This window comes from Tessaracoccus sp. MC1865 (assembly GCF_017815535.1).
In the GTDB taxonomy this organism is placed as follows: domain Bacteria; phylum Actinomycetota; class Actinomycetes; order Propionibacteriales; family Propionibacteriaceae; genus Arachnia.
In genome coordinates, this window is the sequence record NZ_CP072596.1 from 1,965,661 (window position 1) to 1,992,531 (window position 26,871).

Annotated in this window: 24 protein-coding genes and 1 tRNA gene; 10 read left to right on the forward strand and 15 right to left on the reverse strand. The window is 68.2% G+C overall.

The annotated features are described in order from the left end of the window. Positions 1-3: 3 nt before the first annotated feature. The 4 genes from J7D54_RS09170 to uvrC form a co-directional block, all read right to left on the reverse strand. A complete protein-coding gene (locus J7D54_RS09170) occupies positions 4-624 on the reverse strand; it encodes an energy-coupling factor transporter transmembrane protein EcfT (protein WP_182763606.1) in 621 nt (206 codons plus the stop codon). Beyond that, a complete protein-coding gene (locus J7D54_RS09175; RefSeq protein ID WP_182763607.1) occupies positions 621-1,331 on the reverse strand; it encodes an energy-coupling factor ABC transporter ATP-binding protein in 711 nt (236 codons plus the stop codon). The genes J7D54_RS09170 and J7D54_RS09175 overlap by 4 nt, the downstream gene beginning before the upstream one ends. Further along, on the reverse strand, positions 1,328-1,921 hold the full coding sequence (locus J7D54_RS09180; RefSeq protein ID WP_182763608.1) for a biotin transporter BioY: 594 nt from the start codon (positions 1,919-1,921) through the stop codon (positions 1,328-1,330). The genes J7D54_RS09175 and J7D54_RS09180 overlap by 4 nt, the downstream gene beginning before the upstream one ends. A gap of 73 nt (positions 1,922-1,994) precedes the next feature. Next, on the reverse strand, positions 1,995-3,914 hold the full coding sequence (gene uvrC, locus J7D54_RS09185; protein WP_182763609.1) for an excinuclease ABC subunit UvrC: 1,920 nt from the start codon (positions 3,912-3,914) through the stop codon (positions 1,995-1,997). 45 nt (positions 3,915-3,959) lie between these two features. Here uvrC and J7D54_RS09190 point away from each other — a divergent pair, with 45 nt between their 5' ends. Then, the gene (locus tag J7D54_RS09190) at positions 3,960-4,550 is read left to right on the forward strand and encodes a hypothetical protein (RefSeq protein WP_182763610.1); all 591 of its coding nucleotides are present in this window, start codon (positions 3,960-3,962) and stop codon (positions 4,548-4,550) included. A 37-nt stretch (positions 4,551-4,587) separates the two neighbouring features. Here the strand turns inward: J7D54_RS09190 and uvrA are convergent, their stop codons facing one another. Next, complete coding sequence (uvrA, locus tag J7D54_RS09195; protein WP_182763700.1) at positions 4,588-7,431, reverse strand: excinuclease ABC subunit UvrA; 2,844 nt, start codon at positions 7,429-7,431, stop codon at positions 4,588-4,590. A 26-nt stretch (positions 7,432-7,457) separates the two neighbouring features. On the opposite strand from uvrA, the gene J7D54_RS09200 reads away from it, so the two are divergent. The 5 genes from J7D54_RS09200 to gcvP all read left to right on the forward strand — a co-directional run bounded on the left by J7D54_RS09200 (position 7,458) and on the right by gcvP (position 14,721). Continuing rightward, complete coding sequence (locus J7D54_RS09200) at positions 7,458-8,147, forward strand: maleylpyruvate isomerase family mycothiol-dependent enzyme (protein WP_182763611.1); 690 nt, start codon at positions 7,458-7,460, stop codon at positions 8,145-8,147. 89 nt (positions 8,148-8,236) lie between these two features. After that, a complete protein-coding gene (gene uvrB / locus J7D54_RS09205) occupies positions 8,237-10,300 on the forward strand; it encodes an excinuclease ABC subunit UvrB (RefSeq protein WP_182763612.1) in 2,064 nt (687 codons plus the stop codon). Between the two features lie 105 nt (positions 10,301-10,405). Then, positions 10,406-11,524 carry a glycine cleavage system aminomethyltransferase GcvT gene (gene gcvT / locus J7D54_RS09210; protein ID WP_182763613.1) on the forward strand — a complete coding sequence of 373 codons (1,119 nt, stop codon included), beginning with the start codon at positions 10,406-10,408 and terminating at the stop codon, positions 11,522-11,524. 9 nt (positions 11,525-11,533) lie between these two features. Next, positions 11,534-11,890, forward strand: coding sequence for a glycine cleavage system protein GcvH (gene gcvH / locus J7D54_RS09215; RefSeq protein WP_209455102.1), 357 nt, complete (start codon positions 11,534-11,536; stop codon positions 11,888-11,890). A gap of 8 nt (positions 11,891-11,898) precedes the next feature. Beyond that, positions 11,899-14,721, forward strand: coding sequence for an aminomethyl-transferring glycine dehydrogenase (gcvP, locus tag J7D54_RS09220; RefSeq protein ID WP_182763614.1), 2,823 nt, complete (start codon positions 11,899-11,901; stop codon positions 14,719-14,721). Positions 14,722-14,730: 9 nt separating this feature from the next. Here the strand turns inward: gcvP and coaE are convergent, their stop codons facing one another. After that, positions 14,731-15,327 carry a dephospho-CoA kinase gene (gene coaE, locus J7D54_RS09225; protein WP_182763615.1) on the reverse strand — a complete coding sequence of 199 codons (597 nt, stop codon included), beginning with the start codon at positions 15,325-15,327 and terminating at the stop codon, positions 14,731-14,733. 63 nt (positions 15,328-15,390) lie between these two features. Here coaE and J7D54_RS09230 point away from each other — a divergent pair, with 63 nt between their 5' ends. Next, positions 15,391-15,546 (forward strand): lmo0937 family membrane protein, encoded by a 156-nt coding sequence (locus J7D54_RS09230; RefSeq protein ID WP_143570834.1) that lies wholly within the window; start codon positions 15,391-15,393, stop codon positions 15,544-15,546. Positions 15,547-15,613: 67 nt separating this feature from the next. On the opposite strand, the gene rpsA is transcribed toward J7D54_RS09230, so the two are convergent. Beyond that, positions 15,614-17,059 (reverse strand): 30S ribosomal protein S1, encoded by a 1,446-nt coding sequence (gene rpsA, locus J7D54_RS09235; RefSeq protein WP_076058328.1) that lies wholly within the window; start codon positions 17,057-17,059, stop codon positions 15,614-15,616. 210 nt (positions 17,060-17,269) lie between these two features. Between rpsA and J7D54_RS09240 the strand changes: the two genes are divergently transcribed. Then, positions 17,270-18,037, forward strand: a complete 768-nt coding sequence (locus J7D54_RS09240) for a class F sortase (protein ID WP_182763616.1) — start codon at positions 17,270-17,272, stop codon at positions 18,035-18,037. Between the two features lie 3 nt (positions 18,038-18,040). Here the strand turns inward: J7D54_RS09240 and polA are convergent, their stop codons facing one another. Next, entirely contained in the window at positions 18,041-20,710 is a 2,670-nt protein-coding gene (polA, locus tag J7D54_RS09245) for a DNA polymerase I (RefSeq protein ID WP_182763702.1), read from the reverse strand. 43 nt (positions 20,711-20,753) lie between these two features. On the opposite strand from polA, the gene J7D54_RS09250 reads away from it, so the two are divergent. Beyond that, complete coding sequence (locus J7D54_RS09250; protein ID WP_182763617.1) at positions 20,754-21,155, forward strand: PaaI family thioesterase; 402 nt, start codon at positions 20,754-20,756, stop codon at positions 21,153-21,155. A 40-nt stretch (positions 21,156-21,195) separates the two neighbouring features. On the opposite strand, the gene J7D54_RS09255 is transcribed toward J7D54_RS09250, so the two are convergent. Next, the gene (locus tag J7D54_RS09255; protein ID WP_076058321.1) at positions 21,196-21,777 is read right to left on the reverse strand and encodes an ANTAR domain-containing response regulator; all 582 of its coding nucleotides are present in this window, start codon (positions 21,775-21,777) and stop codon (positions 21,196-21,198) included. Positions 21,778-21,918: 141 nt separating this feature from the next. Between J7D54_RS09255 and J7D54_RS09260 the strand changes: the two genes are divergently transcribed. Continuing rightward, positions 21,919-22,001: transfer RNA gene (locus tag J7D54_RS09260), tRNA-Leu, on the forward strand. A 70-nt stretch (positions 22,002-22,071) separates the two neighbouring features. Here J7D54_RS09260 and pyk read toward each other — a convergent pair. From pyk to J7D54_RS09290, 6 genes are all read right to left on the reverse strand, one after another. Further along, a complete protein-coding gene (pyk, locus tag J7D54_RS09265) occupies positions 22,072-23,499 on the reverse strand; it encodes a pyruvate kinase (protein ID WP_182763618.1) in 1,428 nt (475 codons plus the stop codon). Positions 23,500-23,552: 53 nt separating this feature from the next. Further along, positions 23,553-24,485 (reverse strand): RluA family pseudouridine synthase, encoded by a 933-nt coding sequence (locus J7D54_RS09270; protein WP_182763619.1) that lies wholly within the window; start codon positions 24,483-24,485, stop codon positions 23,553-23,555. Beyond that, entirely contained in the window at positions 24,482-24,964 is a 483-nt protein-coding gene (gene lspA / locus J7D54_RS09275) for a signal peptidase II (RefSeq protein WP_182763620.1), read from the reverse strand. The genes J7D54_RS09270 and lspA overlap by 4 nt, the downstream gene beginning before the upstream one ends. A 17-nt stretch (positions 24,965-24,981) precedes the next feature. Continuing rightward, positions 24,982-25,407 carry a TraR/DksA family transcriptional regulator gene (locus J7D54_RS09280; protein ID WP_182763621.1) on the reverse strand — a complete coding sequence of 142 codons (426 nt, stop codon included), beginning with the start codon at positions 25,405-25,407 and terminating at the stop codon, positions 24,982-24,984. A 111-nt stretch (positions 25,408-25,518) separates the two neighbouring features. After that, positions 25,519-26,472: a DivIVA domain-containing protein gene (locus J7D54_RS09285; protein ID WP_182763622.1), complete on the reverse strand. Its 954-nt coding sequence runs from the start codon at positions 26,470-26,472 to the stop codon at positions 25,519-25,521. 107 nt (positions 26,473-26,579) lie between these two features. Next, entirely contained in the window at positions 26,580-26,867 is a 288-nt protein-coding gene (locus tag J7D54_RS09290; protein ID WP_209455103.1) for a YggT family protein, read from the reverse strand. Positions 26,868-26,871 lie beyond the last annotated feature (4 nt).

Below are 26,871 nucleotides of genomic sequence, written 5' to 3' on the forward strand. Positions count from 1 at the left end.
ACCCTAGTGCTCTTCCGGCAGCCCCCGCGCATGGAGCGCCTCGCCTGTCCGCTGCGCATACGAGACCGCGTTAACGACGGCGGGGGTCAGCAGCAGAGCCAGGTTGCGTTCCTTCCCGCGGGCGCGGGCCGCCGCGCGCGCGTCCTCGATGGACCCGGCGAGGAACGGGATGGAGCGCAGCATCAGCGCCACCATGAGGGCCACTGCATCGGGGTTGATCCGCACGTACCGCAGGACCCCGAGGCCGCGGGTGAGGGCGTCGAGCAGGTCCGCCGTCGAGGTGGTCAGGGTGAGCATCCGCGCCGCGAGCACGCCCAGCAGCATGTTGCCCGGCGTCACGAACGCGGGCTCCCAGCGCAACCCCACGAGCTGGTACGCGGCGAGCAGCGCGAGGAAGAACCAGATGTACCAGCCGAAGCCGAAGATCTTGCGGAGCCCGAGCCCGGCCGTCAGCAGGGCGGCCAGCACCAGCACGACGCCGGCGGCGGTGGCCCACCACTGGAAGATGAAGATGGGCGGCACCGCCAACGCCAGCAGGAGGAGGTACTTCGTCCCCACGCGCACCCTGAAGAGCCACCCGTCGCCGGGCTCGAAGATGCCCAGCACACTGGTGTGGGCGTTCACGCCCCCACCCTGTCCGCCATGATCCGCGTGTAGAAGTCGACCGTTTCGCGCGGCTCGCCGTCGGCGACGATGCGGCCACCGTCGACGACGATGACCCGCTCGGCGTCCAGTGCGACGTCGAGGTCGTGGCTGGAGAAGACGATCTGCTGGTCCAGCTCGGCGAAGACGCGGCGGAGCATCAGTTTGTTGCGCAGGTCCAGCAGCGTGGTGGGTTCGTCGGCCACGAGGATGGCGGGCTCGACGGCCAGCACGCTGGTGAGCGCCACGAGTTGACGCTCACCGCCGCTGAGGTCGTAGATCGACTGGTGCGCGACGTGCCCGATGCCGCGCTCCTCAAGGAGGGCGTGGGCCCGGGCGGTGCGTTCGGCGCGGTTGCTGATCAGGCTGCGCAGGCTGAGTTCGACGTCCTCCACGGGCGTCGACATCAGCAGTTGCGCCAGCGGGTCCGTGAAGATGAAACCCACCTTCTGCCGCACCGCCTTGCCGTCGCGGTCTGCGTCGAGGCCGTCCACGAGCACCTGGCCCGAGGTGACGGTGCGCAGGCCGTTGAGCAGTCGGAGCAGGGTCGACTTTCCGGAGCCGTTGGCGCCGATGACGGCGACGCGCCGCTCGGCGAGGTCCAGTGTGACCCCCGCGAGCAATACCCGGTCCGGGTCGCCCTGCCGTGAGGCGGGGACGACCACGCGGGCGTCGCGGAGCTGGATCATCGGCCGAGCAGCCTCGGGAAGGCCTTGTGCACCGCGACGGCGATCAGCACGGCGAAGAGGCTCTTGGCTGCGTCCCAGATCCAGAACGGCATGTCGATGGTGACCATGGCGTCGAAGAAGGGCTTGTCGAGGTAGCCCGAGAGCCAGCCCACGCCGATCGGGAGGATCACGAGGTACCGCGCGGCGAGGCACCCGACGAAGAACCACACGGGCGTCATGGGCGACAGACCCTTGCGCAGCGCCCACTTCGCGACGAACCCGATGAGGACCGCGGCGACCACGAAGGAGATGAGGTAGCCACCCGTGGCGCCGAGGAACGCGGAGAGGCCCGCCTTGCCGCCCGCGAACACGGGGAGCCCGGCCACGCCGACCACGATGTACAGCACGACGGCTGCCGAGCCGCGCCAAGGGCCGAGGACGAGCGCCGTCAGGGCGACGCCGAGGGTCTGCAGCGTGAAGGGCACCGGCCCGAGGGACACGGTGATCTGGGACAGCGCCGAGAGCAAGGCGGCGAACACGGCGATGTACGCGAGGTCGGCGGGCGCGAAGGCCTTCGTGCGCGGCGCGTCGACAGCGGTGCTGGTGGACATCGGTCACTCCTAGGTTGATGACTGAGCACAATTTAAGCACCTTGTTTGAACACTGTTCAACTCGCGGCGTGTCTCAGGTGTCGATGACTTCGCCGGTGGTGAGGTTGATCGCCTCTCCCCCGGTGTCTGCGACGGCGGCCTTGACCGAGGCGGCCAGACGAGGGCCGAAGCCGGGCACCTGCGCGATCTCCTCCACGCTGGCCTGGCGCAGCTTCCGCAGGGAACCGAAGTACTTCAACAGCGCCTTCCTGCGCAGCTCACCCAGCCCAGGGACGCCGTCGAGCACGGATTCCACGACCGTCTTCGCACGCCGGGACCGGTGGTGCGTGATCGCGAACCTGTGGGCCTCGTCACGCAACCGCTGCAGCAGGTACAGCCCCTCGGAGGCCCGCGGCAGGATCAGCGGGTACTCCTCGCCGGGGATCCACACCTCCTCGAGCCGTTTGGCCAGGCCGCAGAGCGCGATCTCGCCGTCGAAGCCGAACTCCTTCAGCACCGCCGCCGCGGCGTTCACCTGCGGCAGACCGCCGTCGACCACGATCAGCGCCGGAGCGTAGGAGAAGCGGGCCGCCTCCCCCGTCGTGGCGTCCACCTTGACGTCGGATTGGCGTTCGTCCGCCAGCCTCCGCAGGCGCCGGCTGAGCACCTCTGTCATGGCGGCGATGTCGTTGGACCCCTCGAAGCTCTTGATGATGAAACGGCGGTACTCGCTCTTGCGCGGGATCCCGTCCTCGAACACCACCATGGAGCCGACGGTCTCGGTGCCCATGGTGTGCGAGATGTCGTAGCACTCGATCCGCAGCGGCGGTTCCTCCAGGCCGAGCGCCTCGGATATCTCGTCCAGCGCCTGCGAACGGGCTGTGAGGTCCGTGGAGCGACGCAGCTTGGCCTGGTCGAGCGCCATGTCGGCGTTGCGGACGACGGTGTCGAGCAGCGCCCGCTTCTCACCCCTCAGCGGCACCCGGATGTCCACCTTGCTGCCGCGGCGCGTCGACAGGTGCGCGATGAGCGTGTCCTCCGCCTCCACGGAGCTGAGGATGTACGGCGGGATCTCCAGGTCGTCGGTGTACAACTGCTCGAGGAAGGCCTCGAGCAGTTCCGTCAGCGAACGGTCGTCGGCCCGGTCGGCGATCCAGCCACGTTCGCCCCGGATGCGCCCGTCGACGATGTGGAACACCTGGACGGCCACCTGGTGGCCGTTGTCCGAGAGGCCCACGATGTCGGCGCGCAGGCCGTCGCTGAGCACCACAGAGTTCTTCTCCTGCACCTTGCGCAGCGCGGTCAGCGAGTCCCGGAGGACGGCCGCGCGCTCGAAATTCAGCTCCGTCGAGGCGTCGTACATCGCGCGCTCGATGCGGCCGATGATCCCGCCGGTGTTGCCGGCCATGAAGGAACAGAAGTCCTCGGCGATCGCACGGTGCTCCTCCGGGCTCACCCGGCCGACACAGGGCGCGCTGCACTTGCCGATGTCGCCGAGGAGGCACGGCCTGCCGGAGGAACGCGCCCGGTTGAAGACCCCCTGCGTGCAGGAGCGCATGGGGAACACCCGAAGCAGCAGGTCGACGGTTTCGCGGATGGCCCACGCCTGCCCGAACGGGCCGAAGTACCGCACCCCGCGCTTCTTGGCGCCGCGCCCGACGAACACGCGCGGGTACTCCTCGTTCATGGTGACGGCCAGCCAGGGGTAGGACTTGTCGTCGCGGTACTTGACGTTGAACCGCGGGTCGAACTGCTGAATCCAGGTGTACTCGAGCTGGAGTGCCTCCAACTCGTTGGCCACCACCGTCCACTCCACCTTCGCTGCGGTGCGCACCATCGTCTGGGTGCGGAAGTGCAGCGCGGCGGGGTCCGCGAAGTAGGAGTTGAGGCGTTGGCGCAGATTCTTCGCCTTGCCGACGTACAGGACATGGCCGAACGCGTCGAAGAAGCGGTAGACCCCGGGGTCTGTGGGGATGCTGCCCGGACGGGGGCGGTAGCTCGCGGGATCGGCCATGTCTGCAGCCTACTCAGCCGCGGAATCCGGGCTTATCCTTGGGTGATGAGCACGAGGCAGACAGCGCGCCCCATGACGGCCCGCGAGGAGCTCGTCGCGCAGATGCGCGCCTGGCGCAAGCGCCGTCGCATCGCCTTCGTCGTGCAGGTGGTCACCATCATCGCGGCGCTCGCTTTGGCGGCCCCCGCCGCGGCGCTGCTGCTCGGCCAGTTCACCGGCATGCGCGACGACTACGTGCCGCAGCGGCACGTGCCGGGCACTGACGGATCCATCTCGATCACGTCAGCGGATTCCTACGTGCTGATCCGCCACGAGGCCGAGCTTCCTCCCTGCACCATCACGGACGCGGAGGGCTACGAACTCCTGCAGGAGCCGTGGCGCTACGCGTCAGACCCGCCCACCGTCGGTACCTCGTTCTACGCCGAGCCCGGCCGCTATCAGGTCGCCTGTGAAGGCGGCCAGGACGGCGTGGTGGCCCTGAACCGCGACCAGTACATCAACTCGCTGCGGGGTCCGTGGGACCCCCGCAAGCCCGCCCTGCCGCTGTTCGGCGCGGCGCTGTTCATCTACTTCGCCGGTAGATGGTCTGCCGGGCGCATCGCGCCGGAGTCGCTGCGCCCGCTCTACCCCGCGTGATCCGGGCGGTCCCGCCGGGGCGCCGCGGGACTTCCGGTCACAGCAGCTTCTTCAGGAACTCGCCGGTGGCTGAGTCCGCCGTCGCCGCGACCTCCTCGGGAGTACCGGTGGCGATGACGGTGCCACCGCGCGTCCCTCCGTCTGGCCCCATGTCGATCACCCAGTCCGTGCTCTTGATCACGTCGAGGTTGTGCTCGATGGTCACGACGGTGTTGCCCTGGTCGACGAGGCGCTGCAGCACGGCCAGCAGGCGGCGGATGTCCTCGAAGTGGAGACCGGTGGTCGGCTCGTCGAGGACGTAGAGGGTGCGGCCGGTGGAGCGCTTCTGCAACTCAGCCGCGAGCTTCACGCGCTGCGCCTCGCCGCCCGACAGGGTCGTGGCCGGCTGGCCCAGGCGGACGTAGCCGAGGCCAACCTCCTCCAGCGTCTTGAGGTACCGGGCGATGGACGAGATCGACTCGAAAAAGACGGCCGCCTCGCTGATGGGCATGTCGAGCACCTCGGCGATGGTCTTGCCCTTGTAGTGCACCTCCAGCGTCTCGCGGTTGTACCGGGCCCCGTGGCAGACCTCGCACGGCACGTAGACGTCCGGCAGGAAGTTCATCTCGATCTTGATGGTGCCGTCGCCCATGCAGTTCTCGCACCGGCCGCCCTTCACGTTGAAGGAGAAGCGGCCCGGCATGTAGCCGCGAACCTTCGCCTCCGGCGTTTTGGCGAACAGCGCCCGCACCTTGTCGAACACGCCGGTGTAGGTGGCCGGGTTCGACCGGGGGGTGCGGCCGATCGGCGACTGGTCCACCGAGATCACCTTGTCGAGGTGTTCAAGCCCATCGAGCGACTTGTGCCGCCCGGGCACGGCCTTCGCGCCGTAGATGGCCTTCGCCGCGGCGGTGTACAGGATGGAGTTGACCAGCGACGACTTGCCCGAACCGGAGACCCCGGTCACGGCGATGAACTGGCCCAGGTTGAAGGTCACGTCGATGTTGCGCAGGTTGTGCTCGCGCGCCCCCTTGACGACGAGTTGCAGCCCGTTGCCCGGGCGCCGCACGGCCGGCACCGGGATCTCGAGCCGGCCGGACAGGTAGGCGCCGGTCTTGGACTCGGGGTGGTTGAGCAGTTCCTCCACGGTGCCGCTGATGACGACCTCGCCGCCACCCTCGCCGGCCCCCGGCCCGATGTCGACGGCCCAGTCCGCGGCCCGGATGGTGTCCTCGTCGTGCTCGACGACGATCAGCGTGTTGCCCAGGTCGCGGAGCCGGTGCAGTGTCTCGATGAGCCGCAGGTTGTCGCGCTGGTGGAGGCCGATGCTCGGCTCGTCGAGCACGTACAGGACGCCCACGAGGCCGGACCCGATCTGGGTGGCGAGACGGATCCGCTGCGCCTCCCCGCCCGACAGCGTGCCGGCGGCGCGCGAGAGCGAGAGGTAGTCGAGGCCCACGTCGAGCAGGAAGCGCAGCCGCAGGTTGATCTCCTTGATGAGCCGCTCGGCGATGGCGGCCTCCCGCTCCGACAGTTGCAGCGCGCCGAGGAACTCCGCGGCCTCGCCGATCGACAGGTTGGCCAACTGGGAGATGTTGCGCTCCGCCACGGTGACCGCGAGCGACGCGGCCTTGAGCCTCGCGCCCTCGCAGCGCGCGCAGTCGATCTCGCGCATGTAGCCGCCCCACCGGTCCCGGGCCGCGTCCGTCTCGGCCTCGTCGAACCGCCGCCGAATGAAGGGGATGACGCCCTCATACTTCTGAGAGAACGCCCGCACCCGGCCGAACCGGTTGCGGTACTTGACCACCACGTTGCCCTTGGCGCCGTGCAGCAGCAGCTTGCGGGTGGCGGCGGACAGGTCCTTCCAGGGTGTGGTCAACGAGAAGTCGTGTTCCTCGCCCAGCGACTCGAGGACGCGGGCGTAGTGCTGCTTGATCGTCGGCGTGGTCCAGGGCGCGATGGCGCCGTCCTCCACCGAGAGGTCGTCGTTGGGGATGATCAGCTCGGGGTCCGGGTCCAGCAGCGTGCCGAGGCCCGAGCACTCGGGGCAGGCCCCCCACGGGCCGTTGAACGAGAACTGCCGCGGCTCGAGTTCGTCGATGTTGACGTCGTGCTCGTTGGGGCAGCCCATCTTCTCTGAGAAGCGACGCTCGCGCTCCGGGTCTCCCTCGGGGCGGTCCACGAAGTCGATCGTGACCACGCCACCGGCGAGGTTGAGGGCCGTCTCAATGGATTCGGTGATCCGCTGCTTGGCGTTGGGCCGCACCACCGCGCGGTCCACCACCACGTCGATGTCGTGCTTGTAGGTCTTGGCCACGGCTGGCAGTTCCGTGAGCGAATAGGTCTCGCCGTCGATGCGGACGCGGGCATACCCGTCGCCGATCAATTGGCGGAACAGGTCGGCGTGCTCGCCCTTGCGACCGCGCACCAGCGGAGCCAGGATCTGGAAGCGGGTGCCCTCCTCCTCGCCCATCATGCGGTCCACGATCTGCTGCGGGGTCTGCTTACCGATGACGGCGCCGCACACCTCGCAGTGCGGGACGCCGATGCGCGCGTAGAGCAGGCGCAGGTAGTCGTAGACCTCCGTGATGGTGCCCACCGTGGAGCGGGGGTTGCGCGACGTCGACTTCTGGTCGATCGACACCGCCGGCGAGAGCCCCTCGATGAAGTCGACGTCCGGCTTGTCCATCTGGCCCAGGAACATGCGGGCATAGGCCGACAGCGACTCGACGTAGCGCCGCTGCCCCTCAGCGAAGATCGTGTCGAACGCCAACGACGATTTACCCGATCCGCTGAGTCCGGTGAACACGATGAGTGAGTCGCGGGGCAGGTCGACGGAGACATTCTTGAGGTTGTGTACGCGTGCGCCACGCACAATGAGCCGATCATTCACGCCCGTAATGGTACGTCTTTGCTAGTTTGGGGCACATGCCGATGAACCGCCTGCCGTTCGGCGACGTGGTGAGCGCCGTGCGCGAGCACACGTCGCTGCTCCTCGGGACGACCATCGGCTTCACGGACGAGGACTGGGCCGGCCCCACGAAGTTGAGCGGCTGGTCACGCAGCCACGTGGCCGCGCACCTCGCCGAGGGGGCCCGTGCGATGGTCCGGGTGATCGGCGAACTCCAGGAGGGCGTGCAGAGCGAGATGTACGGCTCGCGCGGCGAAGACCACCAGGCCATCGAGCTCGGCGCGATCTCCGGCGGCCTCGCGCTGCAGATCGACCTCGACACCAGCGCCAGCGAACTCCAGGAGCTGCTCCCGGAACTGGAGGGCGACCAGCGGGAGATCAGGCTGCGCGACGGCCACCACATCCCTGCCCGCCACGTCCCGCTCGCCCGGCTCAGCGAGGTGGTGCTCCACCATCTCGACCTCGACGCCCACTTCACGCCGTCCGTGCTGGCCCCCGACGTCGCGCTCGCGCTCCTGGCGTTCCAGGTGGAGCGCATCGGGCACCGCGACGATTACCCTCCGCTGCGCCTCGTGGCGGATGAGGGCTACGAGGGCACCGTGGGCCGCACGGTAGAACCGGCCACCTTCCACGGCCCGGCCGCCGATCTGCTCGCCTGGCTTATGCGGGGCGTCGAGTCGAGCCGCATCTACCGCGCCGACGACTAGCTGCTGCTCACGCAGCGCTGAGTTGTGTCTGGTGGGGGCTCGCAGAACTGACGCGCTGTCTGTCAGACGCCGCGACTACGCTGTGAGTCATGCGTCCCATCGAAGAACTGCAGCGCCAGGTGGCCCCGTTGGAGGTCGTCTCGGAGTTCTCGCCGTCGGGTGACCAGCCCAGAGCCATCGCGGACCTCGAACAGCGGATCAACGCCGGCCAGCAGGACGTCGTGCTGCTGGGCGCCACCGGTACCGGCAAGACGGCGACGGTGGCGTGGCTGGCAGAGCGCCTCCAGCGCCCCATCCTCGTGATGCAGCCCAACAAGACCCTGGCCGCGCAGTTCGCCAACGAGCTGCGCGACCTGATGCCCAACAACGCCATCGAATACTTCGTCTCGTACTACGACTACTACCAGCCCGAGGCCTACCTCCCCCAGACGGACACCTACATCGAGAAGGACTCCTCGCTCAACGAGGAGGTCGAGCGGATGCGGCACGCAGCCACGTCGTCGCTCCTCACCCGCCGGGACTGCATCGTCGTGGCCACCGTGTCGGCCATCTACGGCCTGGGCACGCCGGAGGAGTACCTGAAGCAGCGGGTCACGCTGCGCGTCGGCGACGAGTACGAACGCGACACCCTCCTGCGCCATCTGGTGGACATCCAGTACGCCCGCAACGACATCGGCGGCGGACGCGGCACCTTCCGGGTGAAGGGCGACACCCTCGAGGTGTTCCCCATGTACGAGGAGAACGCGCTGCGCGTGGAGTTCTTCGGCGACGAGGTGGAGCGCATCGTCACCATGCACCCGTTGACGGGCAACGTGATCCACGAGGAGAGCGAGGCCTACATCTTCCCCGCCACCCACTACTCCGCAGGCGCAGACCGCATGGAGCGCGCCATCGCGGGGATCGAGCGTGAGCTGGAGCTGCGGCTCGCCGAGTTCGAGGCGCAGGGCAAGCTGCTCGAAGCGCAGCGCCTCCGGATGCGCACCCACTACGACATCGAGATGATGCGCCAGATCGGCACCTGCTCCGGCATCGAGAACTACTCGCGCCACGTCGACGGCCGCGCCCCCGGGTCCGCACCGTCCTGCCTGCTGGACTACTTCCCCGAAGACTTCCTGCTGGTGGTCGACGAGTCGCACGTCACCATCCCCCAGATCGGCGGCATGTACGAGGGCGACGCCTCCCGGAAGCGCACCCTCGTCGAGCACGGGTTCCGGTTGCCCAGCGCCATCGACAACCGGCCGCTGAAGTTCGACGAGTTCGTGGAGCGCATCGGGCAGTCCGTCTACCTGTCGGCCACGCCCGGCCCGTACGAGATGGAACGGGCCGACGGCGTGGTGGAGCAGATCATCCGCCCCACCGGTCTGGTGGATCCGGAGGTCATCCTCAAGCCCACGCGTGGGCAGATCGACGACCTCATGGGCGAGGTGAAGCTCCGCGTGGAGCGCAACGAGCGGGTGCTCGTCACGACGCTCACCAAGAAGATGGCCGAGGACCTCACGGACTACCTGATGGACCACGGCATCCGCACCCGCTACCTGCACTCCGACATCGACACCATCCGCCGCATCGAGCTGCTGCGCGAGCTGCGCCTCGGCGAGTACGACGTGCTGGTGGGCATCAACCTGCTCCGCGAGGGTCTCGACCTCCCGGAGGTGTCGCTGGTGGCCATCCTGGACGCCGACAAGGAGGGCTTCCTACGCTCCGAGCGGTCCCTGATCCAGACCATCGGCCGTGCCGCCCGAAACGTCGCCGGCCAGGTGCACATGTACGCAGACAAGATCACGCCGTCGATGGAGGCCGCCATCGGCGAGACCAACCGTCGACGCGCCGTCCAGGTGGCGTACAACACCGAGCACGGCATAGACCCGCAACCGCTGCGCAAGCGCATCGGCGACGTCTCGGAGATGCTCGCCCGCGAGGACGCGGACACCACCGAACTGCTTGAGGAGGCCGCCTCCGGTGGCCGACGCAAGGGCCGCGGCCTGGATGCCACCGCCATGGCCCAGGAGGAACTCGCGAAGCTCATCGAGGACCTCACCGCCCAGATGCACCAGGCGGCGGCGGAGTTGCAGTTCGAGGTGGCCGCCCGCCACCGCGACGAGATCGTGGACCTGAAGCGGGACCTGCGCGGCATGATCGAGGCCACGCGCTGAGGCTGCGCGGATTCCCCCGTTCCGCGCACCGCGGCACTGGTGCGCAGCTAGCCTGGATGCGTTGTCCAACCGTCGGCACGCGTGCCGGGAAGGGGCCCGACGTCGATGAAGACCACGGCGCTGCATGAACTCCATACCCAGTTGGGCGCCAAGCTCGTCGACTTCGCAGGCTGGGACATGCCCGTCCAGTTCGAGGGCGGCCTGAAGGAACACCAGCACACCCGCGGGGCCGCGTCGCTGTTCGACGTGTCCCACATGGGGCAGGTGCTCATCCGCCCCCGCTCAGGCGACATGGCGGACGCGGCGGCAGCGCTGGAGACCCTTATCCCGGCGAGCGTCGCGGGGCTCGAGGAGGGCCGGCAGCGCTACGGCCTGCTGACCAACGAGGCCGGCGGCGTGGTGGACGACCTGATGTTCGCGCACCACGGAGACCGGTTCTTCCTGGTCCTCAACGCGTCGCGCACCGACGCGGACCTGGCGCTGCTGCGGACGCTGGAGGACGTCACCGTCGAGCACCTGACGGACAGGTCGCTGCTGGCGCTGCAGGGGCCGAAGGCCGAGGAGGCGCTCGCCACCCTGGTGCCCGAAGTCCCCGCCATGCGTTTCATGGACTCCCTCGTGCTGCCTGGCCCGGGACGCCTGCGGGCCGAGCTGTGGATCTCGCGCTCCGGGTACACCGGTGAGGACGGCTTCGAGATCTCCCTCCCCAACGAGCAGGTGGAGGCCTTCGCCCGCGCGCTGTTGGCGCTGGAGAACGTGGCCCCGGCCGGTCTGGCGGCCCGCGACTCCCTCCGCCTGGAGGCCGGCATGTGCCTCTACGGCCACGAGCTCGCGGAGGACATCACCCCGGTCGAGGCCGGCATCGCCTGGGCCATCCCGAAGGTCCGCCGCTCCGGTGGCTCCAGGGCCGGCGGCTTCCCCGGCGCGGAGGTCATCCTCCGGCAACTCGACGAGGGCGCCGCACGCGAGCGCGTGGGCCTGCGCCCCGAGGGCAGGGCCGTGGCCCGCGAGGGTGCTCCCCTGTTCGTCGACGAGCAGGGCACCGAACAGGTCGGCGTCATCACCTCGGGCGGCTTCGGCGCGACCGTCGGCGGCCCCGTCGCCATGGGTTTGGTGCGCACCGGCGCCACGGCCGGAGCAACCTTCTACACCCAGGTCCGGGGCAAGGCCCTGCCGCTGACCGTCACGGAACTGCCGTTCGTCCCCCACCAGTACAAGCGCTAGAGGAGCACCATGATCAAGTTCACCGAAGAACACGAGTGGGTCGACACCGAGTCGTTCGAAGTCGGGATCACCGACCACGCCGCCTCGGAACTCGGCGACATCGTCTTCATCGACCTGCCCGAGGCCGGCACCACGGTCACCGCGGGTGAGGAGATCGTGGGCATCGACTCCGCCAAGGCCGTCTCCGGCATCAACGCCCCCTACGACGGTGAGATCACCGAGGTCAACGAGTCCCTGGCGGACTCCCCCGAATCGGTGACGCCCGATTCGGCGATGCAGACCTGGTTCATCAAGATCCGCCCGTCGGATCCCGCCGCGGCGGAATCGCTGATGGACGAGGACGCCTACCGCTCGATGATCGGCTAGGGACACCGATGACCACGTGGGACCGCCCGGACGTGCAGCCGGACGACTTCGCGACGCTGCGCCACATCGGCCCCAGCCGCATCGAGATGGCCTCGATGCTGCAGGCCGTGGGCGTCGGCTCTCTCGACGAGCTCATCGAGCAGACCGTCCCCCGTGGTCTCCACCAGGCGCAGCCGCTGCGCTGGGAGCCGCTCACGGAACACCAGGTCACGCAGAAGCTCCGCGAAGTGGCCGCCAAGAACACCGTGCTGACCTCGCTCATCGGCCAGGGCTACTACGGCACGGTCACCCCACCGGTCATCCAGCGCAACGTGTTCGAGAACCCCGCCTGGTACACGGCCTACACGCCGTACCAGCCGGAGATCTCGCAGGGCCGGCTGGAGGCGCTGCTGAACTTCCAGACGATGGTGGCGGACCTCACCGGGCTCCCCCTCGCCAACGCCAGCCTCCTCGACGAGCCCACCGCCGCCGCGGAGGCGATGGCCATGGCGAAACGCACCGCCAAAGCCACCTCGCACCGGTTCTTCGCCGCCGACGACCTCCACCCCCAGACGCTCGCAGTGCTGGCCACGCGCGCCGAGCCGCTCGGCATCGACCTCGTGGTCGGCCCCGTGGGCGACTTCCTCGCAGACGACTTCTTCGGCGCCATCTTCGCCCACCCCGGCACCTACGGGCACGTCCGCGACCTCACGGACCAGTGTCGCGCCGTCAAGGACAGCGGCGGCATCGCGGTCATCGCCACGGACCTGCTCGCCCTGTGCCTGATCAAGGACCCCGGCTCGATGGGCGCCGACATCGCCATCGGCTCCTCGCAGCGCTTCGGCGTGCCCATGGGCTTCGGCGGGCCGCACGCGGCGTTCATGTCGTGTCGCGACGAGCTCAAGCGCGCGCTGCCCGGCCGTCTGGTCGGGGTCTCCAAGGACGCCCGGGGCAACCGCGCCTACCGGCTCGCGCTCCAGACCCGCGAGCAACACATCCGCCGCGAGAAGGCCACGTCCAACGTCTGCACCGCCCAGGCCCTGTTGGCGGTGATGGCCTCGTTCTACGCCGTCTTTCACGGGCCCAAGGGCCTGCGCTCCATCGCCCAGCGCACCCACCTCACTGCCGCCACGCTTGCCGCCGCCCTCCGCGACGGCGGCGCCGCCGTCGAACCCGAGGTCTTCTTCGACACCATCACCGTCGACGTCGGCGTGGGCCAGGCGGGGATCATCGCCGCCGCCGAGCACCGCGGGATCAACCTGCGCCGCATCGGCCGGCACCGCGTCGGCATCTCCGTCGACGAGACCACGGACCTGGACATCGTCGCCCGCGTGCTCGACGCGTTCGGGATCGACGAGCGCCCCGGGCTGACCGTCGTCCCCGCGCTGCCGGACGACCTGCTCCGCACCACCGACTACCTCACCCACCCGGTGTTCCACCTCAACCGGGCCGAGTCGGAGATGATGCGCTACATGCGCCGCCTGTCGGACCGCGACCTGGCGCTCGACCGCGCCATGATCCCGCTGGGCTCGTGCACCATGAAGCTCAACGCGGCCGTCGAGATGCGGCCCCTGAGCTGGCCCGGGTTCGCCGAACTGCACCCCTACGCACCGGCCCACCAGACGCAGGGCTACGCCGAACTGATCGCCGACCTCGAGGCCAAGCTCTGCGAGATCACGGGCTACGACGCGTTCTCCATGCAGCCCAACTCCGGCGCGCAGGGCGAGTATGCGGGCCTGCTCACCATCGCGGCCTACCACAGGGCCAACGGCGACGACCGGGACGTGTGCCTGATCCCCACCTCCGCCCATGGCACCAACCCGGCCTCCGCCCAGATGGCCGGCATGAAGGTGACGGCGGTGAAGGCGACGGCCGACGGTGAGATCGACCTCGACGACTTCCGCGCCAAGGCCGCCGAGGCGGGCGGCAGGCTCGCGGCGGTGATGATCACCTACCCGTCCACGCACGGCGTCTTCGAGGAGACGGTGCGCCAGGTCTGCGACATCACCCACGAGCACGGCGGCCAGGTCTACATCGACGGCGCCAACCTCAACGCCATGGTGGGTCTGGTCAGGCCGGGCGAGATCGGCGGCGATGTCAGCCACCTCAATCTGCACAAGACCTTCGCCATCCCGCACGGCGGCGGCGGGCCCGGCATGGGGCCGATCGGCGTGCAGCGCCACCTGGCCCCGTTCCTCCCGTCCGACCCGCAGGCGGGCGCCCCCGGTGCCGTCTCCGGCGCCAACCACGGGTCCGCGTCGATCCTGCTGGTTTCGTGGGCCTACGTGCTGCTCATGGGCGGCGCCGGTCTCACCCAGGCCACCAAGGTGGCCATCCTCTCGGCCAACTACCTCGCGAGCAGGCTCGCCGAGGCGTACCCCATCCTGTACACCGGCGCCCGCGGCCGCGTGGCCCATGAGTGCATCGTGGATCCGCGCGGCTGGTCGAAGTCCGGCGTGACCGTCGACGACATCGCCAAGCGGCTCATCGACCACGGCTTCCACGCGCCCACCATGAGCTTCCCGGTGGCCGGCACGTTGATGATCGAGCCGACGGAGTCGGAGCCCCTTGCGGAGCTGGATCGCTTCGTCGCCGCCATGCTGGACATCGCCCGCGAGGCCCGGCAGGTGATCGACGGGGAGGTCAGCGCCGCCGAGTCGCCGCTCCGGCACGCCCCACACACCGTCGAGGACCTCGTGGCCGACTGGGAGCGCTCCTACTCGCGTGAGCAGGGCTGCTTCCCGGCGGGCGCGTTCCGCGTCGACAAGTACTGGCCAGCGGTGGGACGCATCGACAACGCCTACGGCGACCGCAATCTCGTCTGCAGCTGCCCGCCCTGGGGCGAGGAGTAGGAGCGGCGCTCAGGTCGCAGAGTTGCTGAGTTTCTCCCACAACTGCTCGACCTGGCGGACGGTAGACGCCTGGTCACCGTCGTTGTCGATGACATGGGTGGCTGCCGCGCACCGCTCCACGCGGGAGGCCTGTGCCATGATCCGCTGGCAGGCCTCGTCGCGGCTCAGGTTGTTGCGGTGCATGAGGCGCAGCACCTGGGTGTTGACCGGCACGTCCACGACGACCACCTCGTCGAACAGGTCCTGCTGGCCGGTCTCCACCAGCAACGGGATCACGTGGACGACGACGGCGTCCACAGGCGCCTTCTGCTCCAGTTCCGCGCTCCTGGCGCGCACGAGCGGGTGGACGATGGCGTTGAGGTCCGCGCGCGCAGCGTCGTCGGCGAAGACGAGCCGGCCGAGCCGTGGCCGGTCGAGCATCCCCTCCGGCGTCAGGATGTCTTCGCCGAACCGCTCGACGACGGCTGCCAGACCCGGGGTGCCCGGCTGCACCACTTCCCGTGCGAGCAGATCCGAATCGATGAGCACCGCGCCGCGGGCTTGGAGTTCGTCCGCGACGAACGACTTCCCGGAGGCGATACCCCCTGTCAGGCCAACCCTTACCACCGCCCCCACCTCCCTGTAGGCTGAAACGAACCCGAACCTGACAACGGCATGAAAGGAAACCTCATGGCACGCATCCTGTGGATCGTTCTCGTCGTGGTGGTCATTCTATGGCTGCTCGGCTTCCTCCTGAAGGTGGGCGGCGCCTTCATCCACATTCTGCTGGTGATCGCGCTCATCGTCCTGATCGTCAACCTCGTGACCGGGCGCCGCGGCGTCTGAGCCGCCTGACACCGGAACCAACAAGGCCCGCCCCCATTCGGGGGCGGGCCTTGTTGGTGACGCGGGATCAGTTACCGGCGAGCTTGTCGCGCAGAGCCTGCAGCGACTCGTCGGAAGCCAGCGAGCCGGCCCCGTCCGTCTCGACGTCCGTCGAGGTGTAACCGGCGGCCGCCTCGACGGTGGCATCGCGTTCGGCAGTCTCGGCGGACTCCACCTGAGCCTTGTGGGCCTCCCACAGAGCGTGCGCCTGGGCGTACTGGGCCTCCCAAGCAGCGCGCTGCTCGTCGAAGCCTTCCTTCCAGTCGTTCGTCTCGGGGTCGAAGCCCTCGGGGTAGATGTAGTTGCCCTGCTCGTCGTAGGACGCCTGCATGCCGTAGAGGGCCGGGTCGAAGTCGATTGCGGCGACGTCGATGCCCTCGTTGGCCTGCTTCAGCGACAGCGAGACGCGGCGACGCTCGAGGTCGATGTCGATGACCTTGACCATGCGGTCGTCACCGACGGCGACAACCTGCTCCGGGATCTCGACGTGACGCTCAGCGAGCTCGGACACGTGGACCAGGCCCTCGATGCCCTCACCGACGCGGACGAACGCACCGAACGGAACCAGCTTGGTGACCTTGCCGGGCACGATCTGACCGATCTGGTGCAGACGCGCGAAGGTCTGCCACGGGTCTTCCTGGGTGGCCTTGAGCGACAGGGAGACGCGCTCGCGGTCCATGTCCACCTCGAGCACCTCGACGGTGACGGCCATGCCGACCTCGACAACCTCGTTCGGGTGGTCGATGTGCTTCCAGCTGAGCTCCGAGACGTGCACGAGGCCGTCCACGCCGCCGAGATCGACGAACGCGCCGAAGTTGACGATGGAGGACACGACACCCTTGCGGATCTGGCCCTTCTGGAGCTGCGTGAGGAAGGTCTGGCGGACCTCCGACTGGGTCTGCTCGAGGTAGGCGCGACGCGACAGGACCACGTTGTTGCGGTTCTTGTCGAGTTCGATGATCTTGGCCTCGAGCTCCATGCCCACGTAGGGCTGGAGGTCGCGGACGCGACGCATCTCGACCAGCGACGCAGGCAGGAAGCCGCGCAGGCCGATGTCGACGATCAGGCCGCCCTTGACAACCTCGATGACGGAACCGGTGACAACGCCGTCCTCTTCCTTGATCTTCTCGATCGTGCCCCAGGCGCGCTCGTACTGTGCGCGCTTCTTGGACAGGATGAGGCGGCCTTCCTTGTCCTCCTTGGTCTGGACGAGGGCCTCGATCACATCACCCACCTGGACGACGTCGAAAGGATCGACGTCGTGCTTGATGGAGAGCTCCTTCGAGGGGATGACGCCTTCGGTCTTGTAACCGATGTCGAGCAGGACCTCGTCCCGGTCAACCTTGACGACGGTGCCGGAGACGATGTCCCCGTCGTTGAAAGAAATGATGGTGGCGTCAACCGCAGCGAGGAAATCTTCGCGGGTGCCAATGTCATCGACTGCGACAGTCGAGGCCTCAGTGGAGGAGGTCATGTAGTAGGGCTCCGAAATAGTGGATGAAAATGGATGCACTGCGCCCGTGACGAATCACCGCTCTCTACTCCGTCCGAGAGAACGCAGGCCACAGTGCCCGCTCAGCCTACCGCTCTTCCTCGAGCAAGGGCAACCTGAAGTCGAAATCGGGGCCAACCGGAGAACACTAGCGGTTATGGTCCGATCCGGCCAATGCCTATGCTTGCCCACGTGTCGCAGAACCCTGAACCCCAGAGCCGGCGCTCCGCGCGCCTCCTGGTCCTGTTGGCCGCCGTTGTCGGGGTGATCGCGCTGCTGGTCTTCGCGCTCACCCGCGGCGGTGCACCCGCGGCCGGACCGTCGGCTCCAGCCAGTTCGTCCCCCGCCCCGGCCTCCACCACCGCGCTCCCGTCGCCGTCGCCGTCACCGGCTCCGGCGACGACCTCCCTGTCACCTGCCGGCCAGGCCCCGCCGTCGGGCAACCCGGCCCTCGCAGAGTGCACGGCGGTCTCGGACGGCTTCGTGCCGCAGCGGTTCACGATCGAGTCGTTGGGCGCCGACGAGCGGGTCATCGCGCTGAACCTGGACAGGGACGGCAACATCGCCGCTCCCCCGTTCGACCAGCCCCGTACCGCCGCCTGGTGGAGCGGCGGCCCCAAGCCCGGCGCGGCCCACGGCAAGGCCGTGCTGTCCATCCACACCTACAACCCCAGCCTGCCGCCCGCACTCGGCAACGAGATGTACGAAGGCGGCAGGTCCCAGTTGGAACCCGGCGACGTGATCAAGCTGTACGGCAGCGACGGCCAGGTGCAGTGCTACCAATACACGGAGGCGGTGAAGGTGTGGGTCGAGGACTATGACCCTGATTCCGACGTGATGGTCGACTTCGAGGGCGCGCCTCAGCTGGCCATCGTGATCTGCTGGGACTACGAGGCGAGCACCAAGGCGTGGGACTCCCGGATCCTGTTCTACGCGGACCCGGTGGTCCTCGCCGCCTGAGGCCTAATGGGCGGCAGACTGCCAGCTGTCGCCCACGCCGATCGACACCTCGAGCGGCACCAGCAGCTTCGCGGCGCCGCCCATCTCGCGCGCCACCAGTTCGGTGACGGTCTCTCGCTCGCCCGGGGCGATCTCAAGGACCAGTTCGTCGTGCACCTGAAGCAGCATCCGGCTGGCGAGTCCCGCGTCGTCCAGCGCGCGACCGACGTTGATCATGGCGACCTTGATCACGTCTGCGGCGGACCCCTGGATGGGCGAATTGAGAGCTGCCCGCTCCGCCATCTCCCGGCGCTGCCTGTTGGTGGTGGTGAGGTCCGGCAGGTAACGGCGACGGCCCAGCATGGTCTCGGTGTACCCGACGCGTCGGGCCTCCTCGACGATGGCGGCGAGGTACTGGCGCACGCCACCGACGCGGGAGAAGTAGTCGTCCATGAGGTCGCGCGCCTCACCGACCGAGATCTTGAGCTGGTTGGACAGGCCGAAGGCGCTCAGCCCGTAGGCCAAGCCGTAGTTCATCGCCTTGATCTTCGCCCGCATCTCCTGCGTGACGCCGCCAGGTTCGACGCCGAACACCAGGGACGCCATCTCGCCGTGGAAGTCGCGGCCGGACTCGAAGGCCTCGATCAGCCCCGGGTCCTTGCTGCCGTGCGCCATGATGCGCATCTCGATCTGCGAGTAGTCCGCCGACATCAGCGACTCGTACCCGTCCCCAGGCACGAACGCGGCCCTGATCTGGCGACCCACCGACGTGCGGATGGGGATGTTCTGCAGGTTCGGGTCTGTCGACGAGAGGCGCCCCGTCGCCGCGATCGCCTGCATGTAGCTGGTGTGGATGCGGCCGTCCGGCCGCACCGTGGCCAGCAGCCCGTCGACGGTCTGGCGCAACCTGATCCGGTCGCGGTGGGCCAGCAGGTGGCCGAGGAACGGGTGCTCCGTCTTCTCGAAGAGCTGTTCGAGGGCCTCGGCGTTGGTCGTGTAGCCGGATTTGGTGCGCTTGGTCTTCGGCATCCCCAGTTCGTCGAACAGGACCCCCTGCAGCTGCGTGGGCGAACCGAGGTTGACCTCGTGCCCGAGCACGTCGAAAGCGGCCTGCTGGGCGTCCTGCACGGCGCGGTCGAACTCGTCGCGCAGGGTGTGCAGCCGGTCCACGTCGACCGCGATGCCGAGCTTCTCCATGGTGGCCAGCGTCCGCTGCAGGGGCAGTTCGACCCCCGTCATGAGGGCGGCCGCGTTGCGTTCGGCGAGTTGCTCGGACAGCACCTCTGCCAGGTCGTGCACGGCCCGCGCGTGCAGCAGGGCGGATTCGACGGCGGAGTCGTCCTCGTCGCCGAAGTCCAGCGCCAGTTGCGCGTCGTCGTCGGTCTGCTGCTGCACGGCGAGGTCGCGGTGCAGGTAGCGCACCACCAGGTCAGAGAGGTCGTAGGTGCGCTGGTCCGGGCGCAGCAGGTACGCGGCCAGTAACGTGTCGAGCTGCACGCCGTCCAGGTCCCAGCCCCTGCTCCAGCACGCCAGGGTGGGGCCCTTGGCCTCGTGGATCAGTTTGGGCCGAGAGCGGTCCGCCAGCCACTCCGCGAGGGCCTTGTCGTCCTCCGGGGTGAGGTCCGCCGTGTCGACGTACGCCCCCGAGTTGTCCGCCGCGGCCAGCGCCAGGGCGGTCAGGTCGCCCTCACCGGCACCCCAGGTGCCGACGAAGTGGACGGCGGTTGCCTGCTGGGCGTGCGCTGCGAGCCAGGCGGCCACCTCGCCCTGCTCGAGGCGCGCGCCTTCCACCGCGAAGCTCTCGGTCGCCACCGGCTCAGCGGAGGCGGCCAACTCCAGCAGCCGCTCGCGGAGGACCCTGAACTCGAGGGCGTCGAACAGTTCGTGTACGCGCTCCCGGTCCCAGTCCACGCGGACGGTGTCCGGCAGCGCCAGGTCGATGTCGAGGTCGCAGACGAGCGCGTTGAGGCGGCGGTTGCGCACCACGTCGTCCAGGTGTGCGCGCAGCGACTCGCCGGCCTTGCCGGGGATCTGCTCGGCGCGGGCGACGATGTTGTCCAGCCCGTCGAACTGGGCGATCCACTTCGCGGCGGTCTTGGGGCCCACGCCGGGCACGCCCGGGAGGTTGTCGCTCGTCTCCCCCACCAGGGCGGCGATCTCGGGGTACCGGGCGGGCGGCACCAGGTACTTCTCCTCCACCGCGGCTGGCGTCATGCGGGCCAGGTCCGAGACGCCCCGGCGGGGGTAGAGCAGGGTGACGTGCTCGTTCACGAGCTGCATGGCGTCGCGGTCGCCGGAGACGATGTAGGTGTCGAAGCCCTCACTCGCGGCACGGGTGGAGAGCGTCGCGATCAGGTCATCGGCCTCGTAGCCGGCCATCTCGACGAACGGGATCCGCAGCGCGTCGAGCACGTCCTTGACGAGTGCCACCTGGCCCTTGAACTCGTCTGGGGACTTCGAGCGGTTCGCCTTGTACTCCGGGTACTGCTCGGTACGGAAGGATTCACGCGCCACGTCGAAGGCGACGGCGACGTGCGTGGGCTGCTCGTCGCGCAGCACGTTGATCAGCATGGACGTGAAGCCGAAGACCGCGTTGGTGTGCTGGCCGGTACGGGTGGCGAAACTCTCCACCGGCAGGGCGAAGAACGCCCGATAGGCCACGGAATGTCCGTCGATCAGCAGCAGTTTCTTCACGTCAGTCACAGCTCAAGAGCCTACCGTGGCAGAGTGAGGCCCCATGAACTCCATCCCTGCCTGGCTCGCTGACCAGTTCTCCCCGCTCGACGACAAACTGGGCCTGACCATCACCGAACTGACGCCGGAACGCGTCGTGGGATGGATCCCGGTGGAGGGCAACGAACAGCCGTTCGGGCTCCTCCACGGCGGCGCCAGCGGGGTCGTGGTCGAGACCCTCGCGTCGATGGGGGCCATGGCACACGGCTGGCCGGACCGGGTGGGCGTGGGCGTCGATCTCAACGTCACCCACCTGAGGGCGGCGACCAGGGGCCGGGTGACCGGTACCGCCACCGCCCTGCACCTCGGCCGCAACATGGTGACCTACTCCGTCGACATCATCGACGAACAGGGCAGGCTCACCGCTACCGGGCGGTTGACCTGCCACATGATCAACCGCCGCTGAGCCTGCCCGGCAGGGATCGCCGGCAGGCTCAGGGCGGGCGCTACTTCTTCTTGTGGGAGATGACGCCCTCGGCGACGTCGCGCATGGACTTACGCATGTCCATGGCGGTCTTCTGGATCCAGCGGAACGCCTCCGGCTCCGTGAGGCCCAGGTCCTGCTGCAGGATGCCCTTGGCCTGGTCGATGATCTTGCGCGACTCGAGGCGGTCCTCGAGGCTGGCGAGCTCATCCTCGATGGCGGCGATCTCCTGGAAGCGACCCATGGCGATCTCTATGGCCGGAACCACGTCGGAGGCGCCGAACGGTTTCACGACATAGGCCATGGCGCCGGCGTCACGCGCGCGCTCCACGAGGTCGCGCTGGCTGAACGCGGTGAGCATGACGATGGGCGCGATCCGCTCCTCCGCGATGATCTCTGCGGCCGTGATGCCGTCCATCTTGGGCATCTTCACGTCCATGATCACGAGGTCGGGTACGAGCTCGCGGGCGAGCTTGACGGCTTCTTCACCGTCGCCGGCTTCGCCGACCACGTCGTATCCCTCCTCGGTGAGGAGCTCGACCAGGTCGAGGCGGATCAGCGCCTCGTCCTCGGCGACAATCACAGTGGGCTTCTTCTTCGTCATATCTAGTGGCACTTTTCCCTCGCCGCGGGAGGCGAGCTTCGTCGGTCAACCTGCCCAGATACTACTCCCGTAGCGGGCAAAGTGCCCACTCACGCCCGCAACGCATGATGCGGGCGGTCTATGGCACAATAAGTGAGGCCCGCCCGGGTGGCGGAATGGTATACGCGGACGGCTCAAACCCGTCTGGTCGAAAGGCCGTAGGGGTTCGAGTCCCCTCCCGGGCACACACAGCAAACACCCCGCCAGGATCGCTCCCGGCGGGGTGTTTCACTTGCGGTCAGGGCCGCCGGCGGGTCAGTGGGACTCGCCGAGTTCCTTGATCTTGTGGACGCGCAGGTTGTTGGTCTTGCCGGGGATGCCCATGGGCGAACCCGAGACGATGACGATGCGCTCGCCGACCTCGATCATGCCGCGGTCACGCAGGTGACGGTCAACGGCCTCCACGACCTCTTCCTGGGAGTTGAACTCAGGGGTCACCTGGGTGTCGACGCCCCACGACAGGGTCATGGTCTGGCGGGTGGCCTTCTCCGGGGAGAACACCAGCATCGGGATGGGGGAACGCAGACGCGAGATGCGCCGGCCGGTGTCACCGGACTTGGTGAAGGCGACCAGGTAGCGGGCGCCGATACGCTCGGCGACCTCGGCGGCGGCCTTCGCCAGGATGCCACCCGTGGTGTGCGGGTCCCAGTCGATGATGTGGATCTCGGCGTGGCCTTCGCGCTCGGTCTTCTCGACGATGCGGGCCATGGTGGCCACGGTCTCGACAGGGAAGTCACCGACGGAGGTCTCGCCCGAGAGCATGACCGCGTCGGCGCCATCGAGGATGGCGTTGGCGACGTCGGAGGTCTCGGCGCGCGTGGGGCGCGGGTTCGAGATCATCGACTCGAGCATCTGCGTGGCGACGATCACCGGCTTGGCCCACTTGCGGGCCGCGCGGATGATCTTCTTCTGGACCAGCGGGACCTCTTCGAGCGGCAGTTCGACGCCCAGGTCACCGCGGGCGACCATGAACGCGTCGAACGCGTCGATGATGTCCTGCAGGTTGGCGATCGCCTGGGGCTTCTCAAGCTTGGCGATGACGGGCAGGTGGCGACCCTCCTCGTCCATGATCTCGTGGACGCGCTTGATGTCGTCGGCCGAGCGCACGAAGGACAGGGCGATCATGTCGACGTCCTGGTGCAGCGCCCAGCGCAGGTCGTTCTCGTCCTTCTCGGACAGCGCGGGGACGGACACGGCGACACCGGGCAGGTTGATGCCCTTGTTGTTCGACACGGGACCGGGGACGGTCACCTCGCACACGACGTCACGCTCGGTGACCTCGATGGCGCGGAGGCCGACCTTGCCGTCGTCGATGAGGATGGGGTCCCCCACGTTGACGTCGCCGGTCAGGCCCTTGTAGGTCGTGGAGCAGCGCTCCTTGTTGCCGAGAATGTCGTCGATGGTGATGGTGAACCGGTCACCCACCTCGAGGTACTGCTTCTCGTCGTTCTCGAAGCGCCCCAGACGGATCTTGGGGCCCTGCAGGTCGGCGAAAACGCCAACGGTCTTGCCGGTCAGCTCAGCTGCTTCCCGGACGTTCTTGATTCGGTTGCCGTGCTCGTTGTAGTCGCCATGGCTCATATTGAGACGGGCGACGTTCATGCCGGCATTAAGGAGCTCCACAAGGCGCTCGACGGATTCAGCAGACGGGCCGAGGGTACATACGATCTTTGCTCTACGCACGGGCCAAGACTACTGCAAGGGCCGCCTCAGGCACATCGGGGTGCCCCGATGGATCATCGTGGCTGGGCGATCCCGTCGCGCACCAGCTCCAGCGCCCGCGCCAGATCCTCTGGGTACGGGGAGGTGAAGCGCACCTCGTCACCCTTGGTGGGATGCGTGAAGCCCAACTCGACGGCGTGCAGCCACTGCCTGATCAGGCCGAGGCGCTCCGCCATGGTGGGGTCCGCCCCGTAGAGAGGGTCGCCCACACAGGGGTGGCCGATGGCCGCCATGTGGACCCGGATCTGGTGGGTGCGGCCGGTCTCAAGGTGGACCTCGAGGAGGGTTGCGGCGCGGTGCGCCTCCAACGTCTCGTAATGCGTGATCGAATGACGGCCACCCTCGATGATGGCCATCTTCCAGTCGGCGCCCGGGTGCCGCGCGATGGGCGCCTCGATCGTGCCCGTGAACGGGTCCGGGTGACCCTGCACCAGCGCGTGGTAGATCTTGTCGACGGTGCGGTCGCGGAAGGCCTGCTTCAGCACGCTGTAGGCGACCTCCGACTTGGCCACCACCATCAGGCCGCTGGTGCCGACGTCGAGGCGCTGCACGATGCCCTGGCGCTCGGCGGCACCGGAGGTGGCCACCTGCACGCCGGCGGCAGCCAGGTGCTCCACGACGGAGGGCCCCTCCCAGCCGAGGCTGGGATGCGCCGCCACACCGACGGGCTTGTCGACGACGACGAGGTCTGCGTCCTCGAACACGATACGCACACCGTCTGCCAACTGCGCCCGGACCTGCACGCCCACGGGGGCGGAGTCGTCGAGGTCGAGCAGTTCACCGCCGCGGACCTTCTGGGAGCCCTTCGTCACGACAGCCCCGCCCAGCCGGAGGTGGCCGTCGGCGATCATCGTCTCGATGCGCGACCTCGAGTAGCCGGAGATGCGGGCGGCCGCGGCGTCGAGGCGCTCGCCGGCGAGCGCGTCCGGGATCAGGAAGACGCTCATGCGGGCACCTTCCGGGGACTCCGCTCCCGCAGCTCGGCCAGGATGCCGGCCACGATGATGAGACCCGCGGCCACCGTGATGCAGACGTCGGCCCAGTTGAAGATGGCGAAGTTCGGCACCTGGAACATGTCGATCACGTGGCCGTGCAGCGCCGCGGGCGGCTGGGTGATCCGGTCCACCAGGTTGCCGGTGATGCCGCCGAAGAGCAGGCCCAGGGCGACGGCGTGCCAGAGCGCTGTGATCCGCGTGAGCGCCACGAGGCAGCCGACGGTGGCGAGGATGGCGAACACGCTGAAGACGATCGTGACCCCCGAACCCATGCCGAAGGCCGCCCCGGGGTTACGGATGAGGTTGAGGCTCAGCAGTTCCCCCACGACGGGCACACGCTCGCCAGGGGTCAGATGCGTGACAGAGGCGATCTTGATCAGTTGGTCCGCGGCGAGCATCGTCAGGCCGAGGCCCGCGGCGAGCAGACCCACCCCCCAGCGCTGCTTGTTCAGCGCCGTTCCTCGCGCTGCTTGCAGGTCACACACATCGTGGCACGGGGGAACACCTGGAGGCGGCCCTTGCCGATCGGCTGGCCGCAGACCTCACAGAAGCCGTACTCGCCGTTGTCGAACAGGTGGAGCGCGAGGCGGGCCTGCTCTGCCATCTCACGGACGTTCTGCACGAGCGAGAGTTCCTGGTCGCGTTCGAAGTTGCTGGAACCCACGTCGACCGGGTCACGACCGGCTCCGTCGATACCGCCCCGCATCAGGGAGTCCAGTTCGGCCTCGGTCTGCTCGATGCGGCGTTCCATGCGCTGGATCTCATCGACGAGCTCGGCGCGTTGCTCCGCCACCTCTTCGGGAGTCCACGGCTCCTCGCCCTCAAGCACGGGGAGGACCACCTGGGTCTCAGGGGTCTTTTTCGTCGTCGGCATGGCTGCTCTTTCTCGCAGTGGTGTTCTGGTTGGGGAAGGCTACACCAGGATGGGGGCAACGCAACAGGCCGACCCACTCACGGATCGGCCTGCGCTCAGAAAGGTTGTTGACTACTGCTGATCCCCACCGGCCAGCGCATCGAGACGGGGGGTCTCGGAGTGGCGCTGCTGGGCCAGTTCAGGAACGTCGTGCGGCTCCGGGCGGTCCTCCTTGATGGAGGCCAGGAGACGCTGCAGCGAACCGGTCATGTTCTCGCGGTAGCTCGTCTCGAACGAACGCAGGGCATCCACCTTGACGGTGAGGTCCGCCTGCTCGCGCTCGAGGGAGGAGAACAGCTCGTGGCGACGCTCGGTGGCCTGACGGTCGATGTCGCTGGCGCGCGACTCAGCTTCCTTGGTCATCTGCTCCGCGTTCACCCGGGCCTCGGATTCGACACGTTCGGCCTTGGTGCGGGCGTCGGTCTTGATCTCGGTGGCGCGCTGCTCGGCCTCGGCGATCTTGCGCTGGGCCTCAGCCTGCGCCTCGTTGACGAGGGTGGTGGCCTGGTCCGTGGCCATCTGCAGGAGCCGGGTGACGGCGGGGGCGGCCTCTTCGGAGCTGGTCACGACGATGTTCTCTGTGCCGCCGACCTGCGTCACACGCTCGGAACGGGCGCGGTCGTACTCGGCGCGCACCTTCTCGAGCTGGTTGCGCAACTGCTCGTTCTCGGCGGACAACTCGCGCACGCGCTCCTCGGCGGCCGCCTGGTGCGCGGCGCTGGAATCGCCACTGCTGTTCAGCGCCGACTTGAGCCGGTCGACCTCGCCACGGAGCGCGGAGATCTCGTGGTCCTTGTCCTGGAGTGCGGAACGCAGTTCCGAGTCGTCCACGACCGCGGGCTGCACGCTGGTGGACTGCACTGAGTCAAGCTCGCGGCGGAGGCGTTCGCGCTCCTTGTCGAACTCGTCGAACGTCAGCTCGACCTTGTCGATGAAGGTGTCGACGTCACCGACCTGGTAACCCGTCTCGCCACGCCGGGACATGCGGAATCGGATCTGGCGCACCTCGTCGAGTGTCAGACTCATGTTGGCTCCATATCGAAAGATGATCAATCAACCGGCCGGAACCGGATTATCTGAGGCTAGCGTAGCCCCATGGGGACCTGCCAACACCTCAAGCGGGGGTGAAGGGTTCAAAAGGGCAGGTAGACCAGCACCAGTTGCCCGATGATCTGCAGCAGGATGAACAGCACCAGCACGCTGAGGTCCAGCGAGGCGTTGCCCAGCCGCACGGGCTTGATCCACCGGCGGAGGAAACGCACCGGCGGATCAGTCAGGCTGTAGATGGTCTCCACTATCACCAGCACGAAACCCTTCGGGTGCCAGCCGGGAGCGAACATGGGCACCCACGAGAGAATGACGCGGGCGAGGAGAACCCAGATGTAGAGGTTGATCAGCCACCAGAGGATATATGCGACCACTGTG